The organism is Xanthobacter sediminis (genome assembly GCF_043195015.1).
Classification (GTDB): Bacteria; Pseudomonadota; Alphaproteobacteria; order Rhizobiales; family Xanthobacteraceae; genus Xanthobacter.
On the sequence record NZ_JBAFWH010000006.1, the window covers coordinates 43731 to 59836 of the forward strand.

16 protein-coding genes are annotated in these 16106 nt (G+C 67.8%); 10 read left to right on the top strand and 6 right to left on the bottom strand.

From position 1 onward, the window contains the following. Positions 1–85 precede the first annotated feature (85 nt). Positions 86–820 carry a DUF1223 domain-containing protein gene (locus V5F61_RS09705; RefSeq protein WP_393988228.1) on the bottom strand — a complete coding sequence of 245 codons (735 nt, stop codon included), beginning with the start codon at positions 818–820 and terminating at the stop codon, positions 86–88. A gap of 187 nt (positions 821–1007) precedes the next feature. Further along, positions 1008–3704 carry an aconitate hydratase AcnA gene (gene acnA, locus V5F61_RS09710; protein WP_393988229.1) on the bottom strand — a complete coding sequence of 899 codons (2697 nt, stop codon included), beginning with the start codon at positions 3702–3704 and terminating at the stop codon, positions 1008–1010. Between the two features lie 165 nt (positions 3705–3869). On the opposite strand from acnA, the gene ccmA reads away from it, so the two are divergent. Beyond that, positions 3870–4529 carry a heme ABC exporter ATP-binding protein CcmA gene (gene ccmA / locus V5F61_RS09715; protein WP_393988230.1) on the top strand — a complete coding sequence of 220 codons (660 nt, stop codon included), beginning with the start codon at positions 3870–3872 and terminating at the stop codon, positions 4527–4529. Further along, positions 4529–5197, top strand: coding sequence for a heme exporter protein CcmB (ccmB, locus tag V5F61_RS09720; RefSeq protein ID WP_393988407.1), 669 nt, complete (start codon positions 4529–4531; stop codon positions 5195–5197). The genes ccmA and ccmB overlap by 1 nt, the downstream gene beginning before the upstream one ends. Positions 5198–5205: 8 nt before the next feature. Here the strand turns inward: ccmB and V5F61_RS09725 are convergent, their stop codons facing one another. After that, positions 5206–5577, bottom strand: coding sequence for a winged helix-turn-helix domain-containing protein (locus tag V5F61_RS09725; protein WP_393988231.1), 372 nt, complete (start codon positions 5575–5577; stop codon positions 5206–5208). Between the two features lie 131 nt (positions 5578–5708). On the opposite strand from V5F61_RS09725, the gene V5F61_RS09730 reads away from it, so the two are divergent. The 5 genes from V5F61_RS09730 to V5F61_RS09750 all read left to right on the top strand — a co-directional run bounded on the left by V5F61_RS09730 (position 5709) and on the right by V5F61_RS09750 (position 9253). Continuing rightward, a complete protein-coding gene (locus tag V5F61_RS09730; protein ID WP_393988232.1) occupies positions 5709–6638 on the top strand; it encodes a LysR family transcriptional regulator in 930 nt (309 codons plus the stop codon). Between the two features lie 229 nt (positions 6639–6867). Continuing rightward, positions 6868–7599, top strand: coding sequence for a heme ABC transporter permease (locus tag V5F61_RS09735; protein WP_393988233.1), 732 nt, complete (start codon positions 6868–6870; stop codon positions 7597–7599). Between the two features lie 8 nt (positions 7600–7607). Next, the gene (gene ccmD / locus V5F61_RS09740) at positions 7608–7805 is read left to right on the top strand and encodes a heme exporter protein CcmD (RefSeq protein ID WP_393988234.1); all 198 of its coding nucleotides are present in this window, start codon (positions 7608–7610) and stop codon (positions 7803–7805) included. Continuing rightward, positions 7802–8416, top strand: coding sequence for a DsbE family thiol:disulfide interchange protein (locus V5F61_RS09745; protein ID WP_393988235.1), 615 nt, complete (start codon positions 7802–7804; stop codon positions 8414–8416). The genes ccmD and V5F61_RS09745 overlap by 4 nt, the downstream gene beginning before the upstream one ends. A gap of 24 nt (positions 8417–8440) precedes the next feature. Then, a complete protein-coding gene (locus tag V5F61_RS09750; protein WP_393988236.1) occupies positions 8441–9253 on the top strand; it encodes a HesA/MoeB/ThiF family protein in 813 nt (270 codons plus the stop codon). Between the two features lie 244 nt (positions 9254–9497). On the opposite strand, the gene trpE is transcribed toward V5F61_RS09750, so the two are convergent. Together trpE and V5F61_RS09760 are read right to left on the bottom strand one after the other, a co-directional pair. Next, positions 9498–11009, bottom strand: a complete 1512-nt coding sequence (gene trpE / locus V5F61_RS09755) for an anthranilate synthase component I (protein WP_393988237.1) — start codon at positions 11007–11009, stop codon at positions 9498–9500. 13 nt (positions 11010–11022) lie between these two features. Beyond that, positions 11023–12915 carry a peptidylprolyl isomerase gene (locus tag V5F61_RS09760; protein WP_393988238.1) on the bottom strand — a complete coding sequence of 631 codons (1893 nt, stop codon included), beginning with the start codon at positions 12913–12915 and terminating at the stop codon, positions 11023–11025. 179 nt (positions 12916–13094) lie between these two features. On the opposite strand from V5F61_RS09760, the gene tpiA reads away from it, so the two are divergent. Beyond that, entirely contained in the window at positions 13095–13850 is a 756-nt protein-coding gene (tpiA, locus tag V5F61_RS09765; protein WP_393988239.1) for a triose-phosphate isomerase, read from the top strand. A 220-nt stretch (positions 13851–14070) separates the two neighbouring features. Here tpiA and V5F61_RS09770 read toward each other — a convergent pair whose 3' ends face one another. Beyond that, complete coding sequence (locus V5F61_RS09770; protein ID WP_393988240.1) at positions 14071–14586, bottom strand: outer membrane protein assembly factor BamE; 516 nt, start codon at positions 14584–14586, stop codon at positions 14071–14073. Between the two features lie 242 nt (positions 14587–14828). On the opposite strand from V5F61_RS09770, the gene V5F61_RS09775 reads away from it, so the two are divergent. Next, positions 14829–15374, top strand: a complete 546-nt coding sequence (locus V5F61_RS09775) for a ubiquinol-cytochrome C chaperone family protein (RefSeq protein WP_393988241.1) — start codon at positions 14829–14831, stop codon at positions 15372–15374. A gap of 4 nt (positions 15375–15378) precedes the next feature. Beyond that, positions 15379–15912 carry a YceD family protein gene (locus V5F61_RS09780; protein WP_393988242.1) on the top strand — a complete coding sequence of 178 codons (534 nt, stop codon included), beginning with the start codon at positions 15379–15381 and terminating at the stop codon, positions 15910–15912. The last annotated feature ends 194 nt before the right edge of the window (positions 15913–16106 follow it).

Genomic DNA, 16106 nt, shown 5'->3' on the forward strand with positions numbered 1-16106 from the left:
CACGCACCATTCAGGCGGAGACCTTGCCCGAAGCGGGGGAATGGCAGAACACGTGCCGCCGAGCTGCATCCAAAGGGTAGCGCGGCTATTCCAGGGCCAGGATGGTCGCACCAAGAATGGGGCCGGGCGCGGCCGAGCTGCCGGCCTGAAGCAGCACCGCGACCTGATCCACCTCGTCGCTCTTGAGATCACTGATCTTCATTTCATGGCGCAGCTTCTTGCCGTCCCACACGCCGAGTCGCACCCAGCCTCGCACCACGTTGGAATAGGTAACGTTCCGGCCGCCATTCTCACCCCGGCCGATGGTGACGGACTTTTCACGTGCCACCGGGCAGGCCCACAATTCGGCGCCCTCGGGCGGCGGCGTCGCCTCCGACACCTCGATCTCCATCACCTCGCCATTCCGCCGCGCGTTGATGGGCACGCTCAATGCCCGGCCGGCGCTCGGATCTGCGAGAATGGCACGCTGCAGGGCCGCCCGATCATTGCCTTTCACGGCATGCACGCCATCGACGACCGCCTGGGGCGTGAACACCTTGTGGTCCGCCCGCTTCTCCGCATAGGCCTTCTGCCGCACGGAATGGCCATGCAGCGCCAGCGTGTCCTTCCAGCCGATATAGTCCCAATAGTCCACGGGCATGGTCAGCACGATCAGCTGCGGGTCCTTCGCCAGCTCCGCCGCCAGTGCGTCTGCCGGGGGACAAGAGGCGCAGCCCTGGCTCGTGAACAGCTCCACCACCGCTTTCGGCTGGCTCTGGGCCGCTACCGGCAGAGCGAAAAGGGCAAGGGCGAAGGCGAGAGCTGATCGGGAGAATATCATCTTCGCAATGATCGATGCTGAAAGGGAGCGTGGGTCTGGGATAGCGGACGCATTGCGCCGCGACCAGTCACAAAGGGGTGTCACGAGACCATTGTGCCGTGCTCTCATGGTGCAGGCACTGGAGCCGACATGAAAAAGCCGGCCCGGATCGCTCCGGGCCGGCTCTTTTCGTTTGATCCTGCCGGGATCAGGCCGCGAGCGAGCGCAACACGTAGGGCAGGATGCCGCCGTTGCGGAAGTAGTCGAGCTCATCCAGCGTATCGATGCGGCAGATAAGGTCGACGTTCTTCACGGAACCGTCGGCAAACTTGACTTCGGCGGTCAGGGTCTGGCGGGGCTTCAGGTCGCCCTCGATGCCCTTCAGGGTGACGATCTCGTCGCCCTTGATGCCGAGGGTCTGCCAGCTCTCGCCGTCCTTGAACACCAGCGGGACGATGCCCATGCCGACCAGGTTCGAGCGGTGGATGCGCTCGAAGGACTGGGCGATCACGGCGCGCACGCCGAGCAGCTTGGTGCCCTTGGCCGCCCAGTCACGGGACGAGCCGGTGCCGTACTCCTTGCCGGCGAACACCACCAGCGGCACGCCCTCGGCCTTGTACTTCATGGCCGCGTCGTAGATGGGCTCCTGCGCGCCTTCCGGATAGTGGACGGTGACGCCGCCTTCCACGCCCGGCACCATCTGGTTCTTGATGCGGATGTTGGCAAAGGTGCCACGCATCATGACTTCGTGGTTGCCACGGCGGGTGCCGTACTGGTTGAAGTCCACCGGGCGCACCTGATGATCGATCAGGTACTTGCCGGCCGGAGAGGCCTGCTTGATGGAGCCCGCCGGCGAGATGTGGTCGGTGGTGATGGAATCGAGGAACAGGCCCAGGATGCGGGCGTCGATGATGTCCTTCACCGGCTCGGGGGTCTTCTGCAGGCCCACGAAATAGGGCGGGTTCTGCACATAGGTCGAGGCATCCTGCCAGGAATAGGTCTGGCCCGAGGGCGCCTCGATCTTCTGCCAGTGCTCGTCACCCTTGAACACGTCAGAGTACTTCTCCTTGAACATCTTCTTGGAAATGTTCTCGCGGATGTACTCGGCAATCTCCTTGTTGGAGGGCCAGATGTCCTTCAGGTAGACGGGCTTGCCGTCCTTATCGGTGCCGAGCGGCTCGGTGGTCAGGTCCACCTGGAGCGAGCCGGCCAGCGCGTAGGCCACCACCAGGGGCGGGGAGGCGAGGTAGTTCGCCTTCACGTCCGGGTTCACGCGGCCTTCGAAGTTGCGGTTGCCGGAGATGACGGCGCCGGCAATGAGGTCGTTCTTGTTGATCGCCTCGGAAATGGCCTCCGGCAGCGGGCCGGAATTGCCGATGCAGGTGGTGCAGCCGAAGCCCACCAGGTTGAAGCCGAGCTTGTCCAGGTCATCCTGCAGGCCGGAGGCCTTCAGGTAGCCTTCCACCACCTGCGAGCCAGGCGCCAGCGAGGTCTTCACCCACGGCTTGGACTTCAGGCCCTTCTTCACCGCCGCCTTGGCGAGCAGGCCCGCAGCGATCAGCACCGAGGGGTTGGAGGTGTTGGTGCAGGAGGTGATGGCGGCGATCACCACGTCGCCGTGGCCCACCGTATAGTCGGCACCGGCCACCGGCACGCGCTTGTCGGCCTCGCCGGGCTTCTTGAACTCGCCTTCGAGGGCGGAGAGGAAGCCGGTCTTGGCATCGGAGAGCAGCACGCGGTCCTGGGGGCGCTTCGGGCCGGCGAGGGAGGGCAGCACGGTGTCGAGGTCGAGCTCGAGCGAGTCGGTGAACACCGGATCGGGGGTGTCCTTCTTGCGCCACATGCCCTGGGCCTTGGAGTACTTCTCGACGAGCTTCACGCGGCTGTCCTTGCGGCCGGTCTCATCGAGATAGTCGATGGTCTCCTTGTCCACGGGGAAGAAGCCGCAGGTCGCGCCGTACTCGGGCGCCATGTTGGCGATGGTGGCGCGGTCGGCGAGGGAGAGGTGCTCCAGGCCGGGGCCATAGAACTCCACGAACTTGCCCACCACGCCCTTCTTGCGGAGCATCTGGGTGACGGTGAGCACGAGGTCGGTGGCGGTGATGCCTTCCTTCAGCTTGCCGTCGAGCTTGAAGCCGATGACCTCGGGAATGAGCATGGAGATGGGCTGGCCGAGCATGGCCGCCTCGGCCTCGATACCGCCCACGCCCCAGCCGAGCACGCCCAGGCCGTTCACCATGGTGGTGTGCGAGTCCGTGCCCACCAGTGTGTCCGGGTATGCAACCTCCACCTTCTTGCCGTCGATCTTCTCATCGCGGGTCCAGACGGTCTGGGCGAGATACTCGACGTTCACCTGGTGGCAGATGCCGGTGCCGGGGGGGACGACACGGAAGTTGTCGAACGCGCTCTGGCCCCACTTCAGGAAGCGGTAGCGCTCCTGGTTCTGCTTGTACTCTTCCTCGACGTTCTTGCCGAGCGCGCTGTTGGAGCCGAAGAAGTTCACGATCACCGAGTGATCGATGACGAGGTCGACCGGCACCAGCGGGTTGATCTTGGCCGGGGCGCCGCCGAGGGCCACCATGGCGTCGCGCATGGCGGCGAGATCCACCACTGCCGGCACGCCGGTGAAGTCCTGCATCAGCACGCGGGCCGGGCGATAGGCGATTTCCTTCTCCGCCTTGCCCCGGTTGTTCAGCCAGTCGGCGACGGAGATGATGTCTTCCTTGGTGACCGAGCGGCCGTCTTCGAAGCGCAGCAGGTTCTCAAGGAGCACCTTCATGGAGAAGGGCAGGCTGGAGATCCCCTCGAGCCCGTTCTTCTCCGCGGCTTCAAGGCTGTAATAGACGTATTCGTGGTCGTCCACCTTGAGGGTGGTGCGGCACTTGAAGCTGTCGAGGGATGTCACGGCGCGTTCTCTCCGTTGTAATGACGATCAACGCCAATAATCAAAGGTGGTCGGAGCGGCACCCCACCACCTCGCAAGGTGCGGTTCGGCCGCTTTATAGAGCCATTTCAAAGCGCGGTCATGCGCTAAGAAGAGGGAATGCGCAATGCATCCAAAGCAGGGGTCATGACGGGCCATTCCATCGCCGCCCTCTTGGGCGAGAAATTGAGCTGCCAACGTGGATTCAAGCTGCTTTTCCAAGATCTTGATCTGAGCGCCGCCGCCGGGCGCGCGCTGGTGGTGACGGGGCCGAACGGCGCCGGCAAGTCCTCGCTGCTGCGCATCCTGGCCGGCCTGCTCACGCCGAGCGCCGGGAAGGTGCGCCTGTCGGGCGCGGGCCCGGACGGGGAGGGCGGCTTGCGCGAGCACCTCCATTATCTCGGCCACGACGATGCCGTGAAGGGCGCGCTCACGGTGGCTGCGAACCTTGGCTTCTGGCGCCAGGTGCTTGGCCCCAATGGATTTTCCGTGGAGGAGGCACTGGATGAAGTGGGGCTCGGCGGGCTTGGGCGCCTGCGCGCCTCGGTGCTTTCCGCCGGGCAGAAGCGGCGGCTTGCCATCGCCCGCCTGCTGGTCTCCCGGCGCCCGATCTGGATCCTCGACGAGCCCACCACAGCGCTCGACGTGAAGGCCCAGGCGCAGTTTGCGGCATTCGGTCGCGCACATCTGTATGCCGGTGGAATCCTGGTTGCCGCCACCCATGCCCCGCTCGATCTTGGCGATGTCGATGGATTGAACCTCTCCGGGCGCGTCCTCGCCCCGGCAAGCACGGAGCTCGACGCATGATGGCGCCATTCCTGGCCGTGGTGCGGCGCGATCTCGCCTTGTCCCTGGGCTCCGGCGGCGGGGCGGGGCTCGGCGTGGTGTTCTTTCTCTCGGTCATCACCGTGGTGCCGTTCGCCGTGGGGCCGGACCTGGTGCTGCTGGCGCGCATCGGCCCCGCCATCCTCTGGGTCGGTGCCTTGCTGGCGAGCCTGATCGGCCTGGAACGGCTGTTCGCGGCCGATGCCGAGGACGGCTCCCTCGATGCCCTCACCCTTTCCGCCATGCCGCTGGAGCTGACCGCCGCCGCCAAGGGCCTCGCCCACTGGATCGCCACCGGCCTGCCGCTGGTGGTCTCCGCGCCGGCGCTGGCGCTGATGCTGAACCTGGAGCCGCCGGCCATCGGCGCCGCGGTGCTCACCCTTCTGGTGGGAACGCCAGCGGTCACCTTTCTCGGGCTCGTGGGCGCGGCGTTCGCCGGAGCATTCCGGCGCGGCGGTCTGCTGATCGCGGTGCTGGTGATTCCCCTCACCATCCCCGTGCTCATCTTCGCGGTCGCGGCCACCACTGCGGCAGTGACCGGCCCGGTGCCGTTCGGCACGCCGTTCCGGGTGCTGGTGGGGCTGGCGCTGTTCGCCGTCGTGCTGGGGCCGGTGGCCGCCGCCGCGGCGCTGAGGGCCGCGCGGGGCTGAGCGCCCGTTCAGGCGTGCCGTTCGGCATCCTCGACGGGCTGGGCGCTCGCTAGTTCCTCCTGCAGGGCGGAGAGGTGCTGGCGCGCCGCCTCGGTCGCCGCCTGCTCGATGGCGCGGTACCGTGTGACCACAGCAAGGCCGAGCGGGGTCAAAGCCGTGCCGCCACCATGCTTGCCGCCGGTACGGGCCGAGACGAGCGGGGAGGGGAACAATTTGTTCATTTCCTCCACCAGCTCCCAGGCCCGGCGATACGACATGTTCATGGCGCGGCCGGCGGCGGAGATGGAGCCGAAAGCGGCGATCTTTTCCAGCAGCTCGATCTTCCCCGGCCCGATGCGACTGCCGGGTTTCAGGTCAATTCTCACGCTCAGAGACGCCATTGTGCCTTCCCGCCGGCGGGGCCCGCAACGCGCGGTGGCCCAGCCGCGTTACTCTAACAAATGCCGGCACGCCTTGTCGCTATTCCTATTCACATATAACGTTGTCCCGATGCGGCACGGGAATTGGGCTCATGTTCGTCCGGCAACTGCAATATCTGGTGGCGGTGGCGCGCGAGGGACACTTCGGGCGGGCGGCCGGGGCCTGCCGGGTCTCCCAGCCCACCCTTTCGGCCGGCATCCGGCGCCTGGAGGAGGAGCTGGGCCTGCCCCTGGTCATCCGCTCCCACCGCTTCCTCGGCCTCACCGACGATGGAGAGCGCGTGCTCGCCTGGGCGCAGCGCATGGTGGCGGACTACGACGGCCTCATGCAGGAACTTTCCGGTGCCTCCGCGGGCCTGTGCGGTGTGCTGCGTATTGGTGCCGTTGCATCCGCCATGCCCGCTCTCTCGGAGCTGGTGAACAGCTTCTGTGCGCGCTACCCCAAGGTACGGGTGCAGCTCCTGCCCCTCGCAGCAGGCGTCGTTCAGCGCAGCCTTGACCAGCGGGAGGTCGACGCCGCGGTGACGCTGAGCACTCTTGACCCGCTTGGCCGTGTGCGCGGCACCGCCCTTTATGACGAACGCTACGTCTTCCTCTCCACACAAGGCTTGCCGCGCCGTGCCCCCTCGGGCGGCATGCCCTGGGCCGAAGCGGTGAAGCATCCGCTGTGCCTCCCGACGCCCGATACCGAGACCCGCCGCGTGATAGACATCGTCCTCGCACGACTGGGCCAGGCTGCCCAGCCGCGCCTTGAGGTGGCGGACTTTCCGGCGGCATGGTCACAGGTGCGGGCAGGCGGCTGGGCGTCCATCGTGCCCCACACCTATCTCGACGCGATCGATATGCCGGCGGGCACCACCGCGCTTGAGCTCGTGGAGCCCGAATGGCGCTCCACCATGGTTCTCGTGATCTCGGATCGCGATCCGCCGGCACCTCTGGCGGCAGCGCTGCTGCGCCATGCCCGGCAGCGCTCCGAAGCCCCGCCTGCGCGGATCGAGGCCGCAGCGTGGGCTCACGCCTGAGCGGCCGACGCGATGACGCCGGGCACGGTGCTCCGCGCCCGGCGTCCTGCTGGTCGTGCAACTCCCACCACGGAGTTCGAGGAGATAAGGCCTCACACGCTATATTCTTACAGATATAGCGCACGTCAAGCGCCGCGCCCCGCTTCCGCCGCGATCCGCCAGCCCTGCGACCGCGCGCCCGCCGGCATGCACCTTCCCTCCGCCGCAAGGGCGCTCTAGAAGGTTTCTCATGCCGCTTCTCGACCTCGCCAATCCGGTTCGCTTCCTGAGCCTTTCGGCCCGCGTGCTGCCTTTCCTGGCTGCGGCAGCGCTGTTGGTGCTCGCCGTGGGCTTCTGGCTCGCCTTCCGCGCGCCACCGGACTACCAGCAGGGCGAGACCGTGAAGATCATGTACATCCATGTGCCATTCGCGTGGCTGGGCATGTTCGGCTACAGCATGATGGCGGCGTCCTCCATCGGCATCCTGGTGTGGCGGCATCCGCTGGCGGATGTGGCACACAAGGCCGCTGCGCCCATCGGCGCCACCTTCACGGCCCTTTGTCTCATCACCGGCTCGCTCTGGGGCCGGCCCATGTGGGGCACTTACTGGGTGTGGGATGCGCGACTCACCTCCATGCTGGTGCTGCTGCTGCTCTATCTCGGCCTCATGGCGCTGCGCGCCGCCATCGAGGACCCCAACCGCGCCGGCCGTGCGGCTGCGGTGCTCACGCTGGTGGGCTTCATCAACGTGCCTATCGTGAAATTCTCGGTGGACTGGTGGAACACGCTGCACCAGCCGGCCTCGGTGTTCCGCATGGGCGGCTCGACCATCGACTCGAGCCTGCTGTGGCCGCTGCTCACCTGCGCGTTCGGCTTCACCCTGCTGTTCCTCACGCTCCACATGGTGGGCATGCGCACGGAGATCCTGCGCCGCCGCGTGCAGGCGCTGGAGGCGCGTGCCGCCTCCGAGGCACTGGCCTAGGACCGCCCATGAGCCACACCTTCTTCATCGCCGCCTCCTATGGCGTCTCGCTCCTGGGGCTGGGCCTGCTCGCGGCCTGGACGCTCCTCTCCTATCGCCATGAGCGGCGCGCCCTGGCCGAGCTGGAGGCGCGCGGGCTGCGCCGCCGCTCCCGCACGCGCGCAGCCAACGCCACAGGCGGCGAACCCCTGGTGGGAACGAAATGAGCGATCCGATTTCCACCCAACCCGAATCGCCCGAGGCGAAGCCGCGCCGACGCCTATGGCTGGTCGCGCTGCCGCTGGTGCTGTTCCTGGCGTTGGCCGCCCTCTTCCTCTCGCGCCTGGAGACGGGGGGCGACCCCTCGAAGGTGCCCTCGGCGCTCGTCGGCCGCCCGGCCCCGGCGGTGGCGCTGGAGCCTCTGGCGGGCCTCACCCGTGCGGGCGTGCCCGTGCCGGGCTTCGACGTGGCGGAGCTGAAGGGCAAGCCGACCCTCGTCAATGTCTGGGCCTCATGGTGCGCGCCCTGCCGGGAAGAGCATCCGCTGCTGATGAAGATCGCGGAGGATCCGCGCCTGCGCCTCGTCGGCCTCAACTACAAGGACGCGCCCGATAATGCGCGCCGATTCCTCGGCCAGTACGGGTTGCCCTATACGGCCGTTGGCGTGGACCCGAAGGGCCGCGCCGCCATCGACTGGGGCGTCTACGGAGTGCCCGAAACCTTCGTGCTCGACCGCGACGGCGTGATCGTCCACAAATTCGTTGGTCCGCTCACGGCGGAGACGGTGAACAACACGCTGATGCCCCTCATCGCCAAGCTTTCCGCGCCGGCCTCCTGAGGGCAGGCGCGCGGGGGTCGTGCCATGGCCTTCTCGACCGAGGAAATCGAACGCTACGCCCGCCACATCGTCCTGCGCGACGTGGGCGGACCCGGACAGCAGAAGCTGAAGACGGCGAGCGTGCTGGTGGTGGGGGCCGGCGGGCTCGGCGCCCCGGTGCTGCTCTATCTTGCGGCGGCGGGGATCGGCCGCCTGATCCTGGTGGATGACGACACCGTCTCGCTCTCCAATCTCCAGCGTCAGGTCATCCACCGCACTGCTGACATTGGCCGGCCGAAGACCGACAGCGCGCGCGATGCCGTTGCGGCACTGAACCCGCATGTGGCGGTGGACGCTTTTCCCGCGCGCCTCGACGCGGAAAACGCGCTTGGCCTCATCGCCGGGGTGGACGTGGTGGTGGACGGCTCGGACAATTTCGCGACCCGCTATCTGGTGTCCGATGCCTGCGTACTCGCGCGCAAGCCCCTGGTTACGGCGGCGCTCGGCGCCTTCGACGCCACCGTAACCACCATCCGCGCCCACGAGCGGCGGCCGGACGGCGCTCCGAACCCCACCTACCGCTGCCTGTTTCCGGAGCCGCCGCCGCCCGGCCTCGTCCCCGCCTGTGCGGAAGCCGGAGTGCTGGGGGCGCTGGCGGGCATCGCCGGTTCCATCGTGGCGCTGGAGGTTATCCGCGCCATCGTCGGCTTCGGGGAAGGGCTGGTCGGCCGCCTGCTGATGATCGACGCCACCAGCATGCGCTTCGAGACACTGACCTACGCCTGGGACCCGGACAACCCGCTGACCGGCGAAAAGCCCGGCATCACCGACCTGTCCGCCCATTCAAAAGCTGGCTGAGGTTAGCCGCAGTGCCCGGCACAAGGATGGGTGGAGACCCCATTACCACCTCATGCGCCACATGAGTCTATGCTTATAATTATTTGATTTTATTTGATTTTTGCGAATCTGCAAACATGCGCAACAGATGCGGCGACGCCCCTCCTGCAAACGGCGCCGACCCTCGACCGATGCCGTTTGCATTCCACTTATTGCCTCGCTGGCATGAGCAGAACCCGTGAGACCCCCTCACGGCTGCCGGGCATCACTGGCCCTTGCTAGCGGTGGCCGCGAAACGCACGGCCTCCTCGCCAGCGCGGAACAGGGCCTTGGCCTTGTTCACGCATTCCTGCTGCTCATTCTCCGGGACCGAATCGTAGACGATGCCGGCACCGGCCTGCACATACATGCGACCGTCCTTCACGACCGCGGTGCGCAGGACAATGCAGGTGTCCATCTCCCCATTGGCGCCGAAATAGCCGATGGCGCCGGCGTAGATGCCCCGGCAGTCCCTCTCCAGCTCGTCGATGATCTGCATGGCCCGCACCTTCGGCGCGCCGGAGACGGTGCCCGCCGGGAAGCCTGCCGCAAGAGCGTCCAGCGCGTCGCAGCCCGGAGCGAGCTCGCCTTCCACGTTGGAGACGATGTGCATCACCTGGCTGTAGCGCTCGATAAAGAAGCTGTCGGTGACGCTGACCGTGCCGACCTTCGAGACCCGGCCCACGTCGTTGCGTCCGAGGTCGAGGAGCATGAGATGCTCGGAGCGCTCCTTGGGATCGTCCAGCAGCTCGTGCGCCAGCGCCTCGTCCTCCCCGGGCGTGGCGCCGCGGCGGCGGGTGCCGGCGATGGGGCGGATGGTGACCTTGCCCGCGCGCAGCCGCACCAGGATCTCGGGGCTGGAACAGACCAGCGAAAATCCGGCGAAGTTGAAATACACGAGGAAGGGTGCGGGATTGACCCGCCGCAGCGCCCGATAGAGCGAGAAGGGCGGCAGGGTGAAGGGGCTCTCGAAGCGCTGGGAGAGCACCACCTGGAAGATGTCTCCCGCCCGGATATACTCCTTCGCCTTTTCCACCATGGCGCGATATTCCGCCGGGGTGGTGTTGGAGGTCGCTTCCACCGCGCCGTGGAAGGGCTCCGGCGCCGGATGGGCCACCGCGCCCTCAAGCGCCCGCACCACGGCATCGAGCCGGTCGAGCGCCGCTTCATGGGCCGCCTGGGGCGTGATGCCCGCCTTCGGGCGAACGGGCGTGACGGCGGTCAGTTCGTCCTTCACCGAATCGAACACCACCATGATGGTGGGGCGGATCAGGAAGGCATCCGGCACGCCCATGACGCTGGGCTTGGCGGCAGGCAACCGCTCCATCTGCCGCACCATGTCGTAGCCGAGGTAGCCGAACACGCCCGCGGCCATGGGCGGAGCGCCCTCCGGCAGGTCGATGGCGGATTCCGCCAGCAACGCGCGCAGGGCCTTCAGCGGCGCCTCGGCGCACGGCGTGAAGGCCTCCGCGTCCACATCCGGCGCGCGGTTGATCTCGGCGAGGTCGCCACGCACGCGGAAAAGAAGGTCAGGCTTCAGGCCGATCATGGAATAGCGGCCGCGTGCCTGGCCGCCTTCCACCGATTCGAGCAGGAAGGTGTTCGGCAGCTCCCCGGCAAGCTTCAGGAAGGCCGAAACAGGTGTTTCCAGGTCCGCCACCAGGGTGGTGGAAACCACCTGCGCCTCGCCCTTGAGGTAACGAGCGACAAAATGCTCCAGGTCGGAGGGTGCGTTCATCTCTCCCTCCGCCTCAATTGGCCTGCGCGCCGATGGACTGGGCGTAGGCGCGCTGGTTGATCTGCACGCCGATCTGCTTCTGCAGCCCGCCGAGATATTGCATCAGCACGTCATTCTGGATCTGCCGGGTGAGATCCTGCGCCATGCGCGCGTCCACCTCGGTGGGCGGCGGCACGATCACCTTGGTGACCTGGAACACGATGCGCTCCGGCGCCTTGGACGCTGCCGCCTCTCCGAATCCACCCTCCTTCGCGTCGAACACCGTTTCGAGGCTCTCGGGGGAGAAGGAGCCGTCGGCGCGGCCGCGGCGCAGGCCGTCAGCCATCTGGATCGGCAGGTCGGCCTCGCCGGCCACCTGGGCCAGGGGCGTTCCCGCCTCAGCCTTCGCGAGCAGGGCCTTGGCCTTGGCGGCCACCGCCTTGGCGGTCTCCTCCTCGGTCCAGCGGGCGGTCACGGCCGCCTTGGCCTCCTCGAAGGTGCGATCCCGCGAGGGGGTGATGGCATTGGTCTCGTACCAGATGAAGCCGCCGTTCTGCGGGAGCTGCACCGTGTCAGTCTCCACGCCCGGCGCGGAGGCGAAGGCGCCGGCGACGAGCTCCTGGCCGCCGGGCACATCCACGGGATTGCCCTGCGGGTCGCGGCCGGAGCGGTCCACCGCGTCGAGCACCTGGAGCTTGAGGCCGAGCTTCTGGGCGGTCTCCGCCAGGGTGGCGCCAGAGGCGCGCTCGTCCTCCACGGCGTCGTGCTTGTCGAGCAGCTCACGCCGTGCCTTGGCAAGCGCCAGCTCCTGCATCAGCTCGCCCTTGACCTCGTCGAAGGGCCGGGTGGTGCCGGGCTCGATCCTGGCGACATGCACCAGTGCCGCGCCGAATCGGCCCGCGACAGGCGCGCTGGTTGCGCCATCCGCCAGGGAGAAGGCGGCCTCTGCGATCTTTGGATCGATGATGCCGGGCTTGGTCACGAGGCCGAGATCCGTGTCCTTCGCGGTGAGTCCCTCGGCAGTGGCGATCTCGGCGAAGCTCGCGCCGGCCTTGATCTTCGCGGCGGCGGCGGTCGCGTCATCGGGCTTGGTGAAGACGATCTGCTGCACCTCGCGGCGCTCGGGTGTGCCGAAACGGGAGATGTCGCGATCATAGGCCGCGCGCGCTTCCGCGTCGGTGATGGTGATGGCGGCCGCCAACGCCTGGGGCGTCAGCGCCAGCACCGAAACCTTGCGGTATTCCGGCGCGCGGAAGGCCACCTTGTGGGCATCGAAAAAGGCCTGGAGCGCGGCATCCGTGGGGGCCGGCAGGTCGCCAGCGGCTGCGGCCGTCACCAAGATGTAGGAGACGTTCCGCAGTTCGCCCTCGTAGCGGTGCAGGGCGTCGAGCAACACCTTGGGCGCGGTGATTCCATCGCCGAGGCCGTCGATGACCTGCTCGCGCAGCGCGCGCTTCTTCTCGCTGGCGACGAAGCGCTGCTCGGTCAGGCCATTGGCTCGCAGCAGCTGGTCGAAATAGGCCGGCTCGAAGCTGTCGGCCCCAGGGCGGCGGTAGTTCGGATTATCCTGGATGGCCTTGGCGATCTGCGCGTCACCCACCGCGAGGCCCAGGCGCCGGGCCTCCTCGTCGAGGGTGGCGTCGGCGATCATCTGGTTCAGCACCTGGCGGTCGAGGCCGAAAGCACGCGCCTGCTCGGTGGTCAGGCCCTTGCCCGTGCTGCGGCCGATGCGCTGCACCTGCTCCATGAAGGCATTGCGATAATCGGCCGCGGGAATATCCGTGCCGCCGACAGTGGCCACGGTGCTGGCGCCGAAGCCGCGAAACACGTCGGCGATGCCCCAGACCACGAAGCTGAGTGTGAGCAGGAGAAGGAAGATCTTGGCGATCCAGCCGGAAGCACCCTTGCGGAGAGTCTGAAGTACCATCGTCCATTCGTTCGATAGGCGCGGGCGGGGCCGGCGCGGAGGCGGCGCATCATAGGGAGGGGCAGGGGGCCCCGCAACGGCGCTTCACCACGCAATTGCGCCCGTTTGCGGGCTTTTGCGCGCTCTGCTACGTGACGGGCGGACGACAACGCCCCAACGACACGCCTTCGGAGATGCCCATGCCCGCCGCCCGCCGTATCCTCATCGCCGGCAATTGGAAGATGAACGGATTGCGCGCCGCCAAGAGCGAGCTGCGGGGGATTGTGGCGGGCCTCGACACCACCCTCCAGGCCAAGGCGGACGTGCTGGTATGCCTGCCCGCGACCCTGCTCGCCGGCTTCGCTGCCGACATCGCCGGCAGCCCCATCATGCTGGGCGGGCAGGATTGCCATTTCAATGCCTCCGGCGCCCACACCGGGGACATCTCCGCCGAGATGCTGAAGGATGCCGGGGCGGTGGCCGTCATTGTCGGCCATTCCGAGCGGCGCGCGGACCACGGCGAGGGCGACGCGATCGTGAATGCCAAGGTGAAGGCGGCGTGGCGGGCCGGCCTGCTGCCGGTGGTCTGCGTGGGCGAGACCCTGGCCGAGCGCGAGGCCGGAGAGGCCGCCGCCGTGGTGACGCGGCAGGTGCGCCAATCGATCCCGGAAGGCGCGGGCGCGGCGAATCTCGTGGTCGCCTACGAGCCCATCTGGGCCATCGGTACCGGCCGCACGCCCACGCCCGCGGATGTGGCCGAGGTGCACACGACCATCCGCAAGGTGCTGACCGAGCGATTCGGTGCCGAGGCGGCCGGCATCCGCATCCTCTATGGCGGCTCGGTGAAGCCGGACAATGCCGCGACCTTGCTGGCCGTGCCCGACGTGGACGGCGCGCTGGTGGGCGGGGCGAGCCTGAAGGCTGCGGATTTTCTCGCGATCGCACGGGCCGTCTGAGGTGCGGGCCAGGGGTTGGGCAAGCCTCCGGCATCCCGCTTTCCGGGGGGGCATGGCCCCCTCGGGTCAGAGCGCGGGAAGACGAGCGGCAAAAGAGGCCGGTCGCGATCAACCACGGCAGCGATTTCGCGCGCTGAAAGCGCATCGGCCGGAAGCCGATGCGAGAACGGCTTCGACTACGGTGCGCGGAGCCCGCCTGTGAGCGGGCGCCGCGCAGTCCTCAGAAGCTGACGAGGCCGATGAGCTGCTGCACCAGGCTCAGGTCTTCGCCGCTCGTGGGCGTGGTCTGCGAGACGAAGTCGAACACCTTGCCGTCCTTCAGCCCGTACTGTGCGACGCGGCTCACGCGGTTGTTCTTGTCGAAATAGATGGCGAGCACCTTCTGCTCGGTGATCTCCGGCTTCAGGAAGGCCACCTTCTGGGCGGTCTGGGAGATGTAGTAGAAGACCTGTCCATTCACGGTGGCGACCGTGGAGGGGGTGCCGAGCACCAGCAGCACCTGCTCCTGGCTCGAACCCACCGGCACCTGGTCCAGCGCGCCCTCGCTCAGCACGTAGCCGCGCTGATAGGTGCGGGTGACGCCGGAGAGCGAGGTGCCGCTGCCGCCGACGATATTGGCGCAGGCGGAAAGCGTGGTGGCGGCCAGCAGCAGGGCGAGAGCCGCGCCTGCCCGCCCGGCGCGCCGGTCACGGATCGTCCCGGCTTCACCTTGCGCCGCCTGCCGCGAATGTCCCATGTGCCGTGTCACCACACGCATCCCCATCTTTTGATGTCCCCAGCCTGTGGCCGGAGGCCCCGCCCGGTTGACATACCACACGAGCGAGGGCGCCCGTGCTATGCTTCCTCACTGTTCGGCCGATGACCGTGACGCGGAGGCTTGCGCCGCGGCCGGCGCCGCGTTACCCCGCTCGCGACACTTCTCTCGCCCGAGCACCGGATCGCGCTTTGGCGCATTCCGGCCGATCCTTCAAGGATGCGATGTTCAAACTGTTCCGCCCCTCAAAGAGCCGCGAGACCATTGAGCGCCTGTATGGCGCGATCGTGGCGCTCTCGCGGCGAGAGGCGTTCTATACCGACTTCGGCGTGCCGGACACGCTGGAGGGCCGCTTCGAGATGGTGCTTCTGCACACGATTCTCGTCTGCCATCGCCTGAAGGGCGGCGGCCAGGGGGAGCGCGCCCTCTCGCAGGAGCTGTTCGACACCTTCGCCTCCGACATGGACCGCACCCTGCGCGAGATGGGGGTGGGCGACCTCTCGGTGCCCAAGAAGATGAAAAAGATCGGTGCCGCCTTCTACGGCCGCGCCGCCGCCTATGACGCCGCCCTGGCCGCGCAGGATGACGCACTGCTTGTGGCAGCGCTCGCGCGCAACATCCTGGAGACGGACGCAGGCGCCGCGGCCGATCATTCCCGCGCGCTCGCCGCCTATGTCCGCGCCGCCGTGCGCGCCCTGGCTGCGGCGCCCTTCGAGACCCTGGCGCGTGGCACGCTCGACCTGCCGACGCCCGAGGCGATGCGAGGCTGAAGCCATGACCCAACCGCCCCTCACCGATCTTCCGCTCCGCCACATTCTCAGTGTCGCCGAGGTGCCGCCACATGGCGTGGACCTGCGCATAGAAGCCAGCGAGGCGGAGCGCGCCAGTCTGGCGCGGAACATGGGCGTCATCGCCGTGCCCGCCTTCTCCGCGGCGCTCCACATTGCGCCGGAGGGTGCCGACGGCCTGCGCGTGACGGGCCGGCTCGACGCCGCCGTGGTGCAGTCCTGCGGCGTCACGCTGGAGCCGTTCGAGGCTCCGGTGCGGGAGGAAATCGACGTGCACTTCGTGCCGGCCGGCACCGCGCTGCCGCCCGAGGCCGAGGGCGACGAAAGCTATGACCCGCCGGACGAGATCGAGAACGGCGCGATCGACCTCGGCGCCCTCGCGAGCGAATTCCTCGCGCTAGGGATTGACCCCTATCCGCGCAAGCCGGGGGTCGTGTTCGAGCCCCCGGCGGAAGACGCAGCGGCGATCTCGCCATTTTCTGCCCTTTCGCGCCTGAAGGGCCCGGACGATAAGGACTGACCGCGCTCTCCGCGCGCAGCGCGGAGGCACAGCACCCTTGCCATGTGCACCCGAGCCGCTATTGTCCGCCCGCCTTGACGCGGCGGCGCGTCAGGGTATCCCGGGCCTCGCCACGACCGTCGTCATCCGCCCTGCATGAAGGTATGAAGGTGCTGAGACTCGGGCCGAGCCGCTCCGGTGCCCCGCTTCGGCGG

Coding starts and splice junctions, on each gene's coding strand:
- V5F61_RS09705 (WP_393988228.1), bottom strand. CDS start 820: ATGATATTCTCCCGATCAGCTCTCGCCTTCGCCCTTGCCCTTTTCGCT.
- ccmA (WP_393988230.1), top strand. CDS start 3,870: ATGACGGGCCATTCCATCGCCGCCCTCTTGGGCGAGAAATTGAGCTGC.
- ccmB (WP_393988407.1), top strand. CDS start 4,529: ATGGCGCCATTCCTGGCCGTGGTGCGGCGCGATCTCGCCTTGTCCCTG.
- V5F61_RS09725 (WP_393988231.1), bottom strand. CDS start 5,577: ATGGCGTCTCTGAGCGTGAGAATTGACCTGAAACCCGGCAGTCGCATC.
- V5F61_RS09730 (WP_393988232.1), top strand. CDS start 5,709: ATGTTCGTCCGGCAACTGCAATATCTGGTGGCGGTGGCGCGCGAGGGA.
- V5F61_RS09735 (WP_393988233.1), top strand. CDS start 6,868: ATGCCGCTTCTCGACCTCGCCAATCCGGTTCGCTTCCTGAGCCTTTCG.
- ccmD (WP_393988234.1), top strand. CDS start 7,608: ATGAGCCACACCTTCTTCATCGCCGCCTCCTATGGCGTCTCGCTCCTG.
- V5F61_RS09745 (WP_393988235.1), top strand. CDS start 7,802: ATGAGCGATCCGATTTCCACCCAACCCGAATCGCCCGAGGCGAAGCCG.
- V5F61_RS09750 (WP_393988236.1), top strand. CDS start 8,441: ATGGCCTTCTCGACCGAGGAAATCGAACGCTACGCCCGCCACATCGTC.
- trpE (WP_393988237.1), bottom strand. CDS start 11,009: ATGAACGCACCCTCCGACCTGGAGCATTTTGTCGCTCGTTACCTCAAG.
- V5F61_RS09760 (WP_393988238.1), bottom strand. CDS start 12,915: ATGGTACTTCAGACTCTCCGCAAGGGTGCTTCCGGCTGGATCGCCAAG.
- tpiA (WP_393988239.1), top strand. CDS start 13,095: ATGCCCGCCGCCCGCCGTATCCTCATCGCCGGCAATTGGAAGATGAAC.
- V5F61_RS09770 (WP_393988240.1), bottom strand. CDS start 14,586: ATGGGACATTCGCGGCAGGCGGCGCAAGGTGAAGCCGGGACGATCCGT.
- V5F61_RS09775 (WP_393988241.1), top strand. CDS start 14,829: ATGTTCAAACTGTTCCGCCCCTCAAAGAGCCGCGAGACCATTGAGCGC.
- V5F61_RS09780 (WP_393988242.1), top strand. CDS start 15,379: ATGACCCAACCGCCCCTCACCGATCTTCCGCTCCGCCACATTCTCAGT.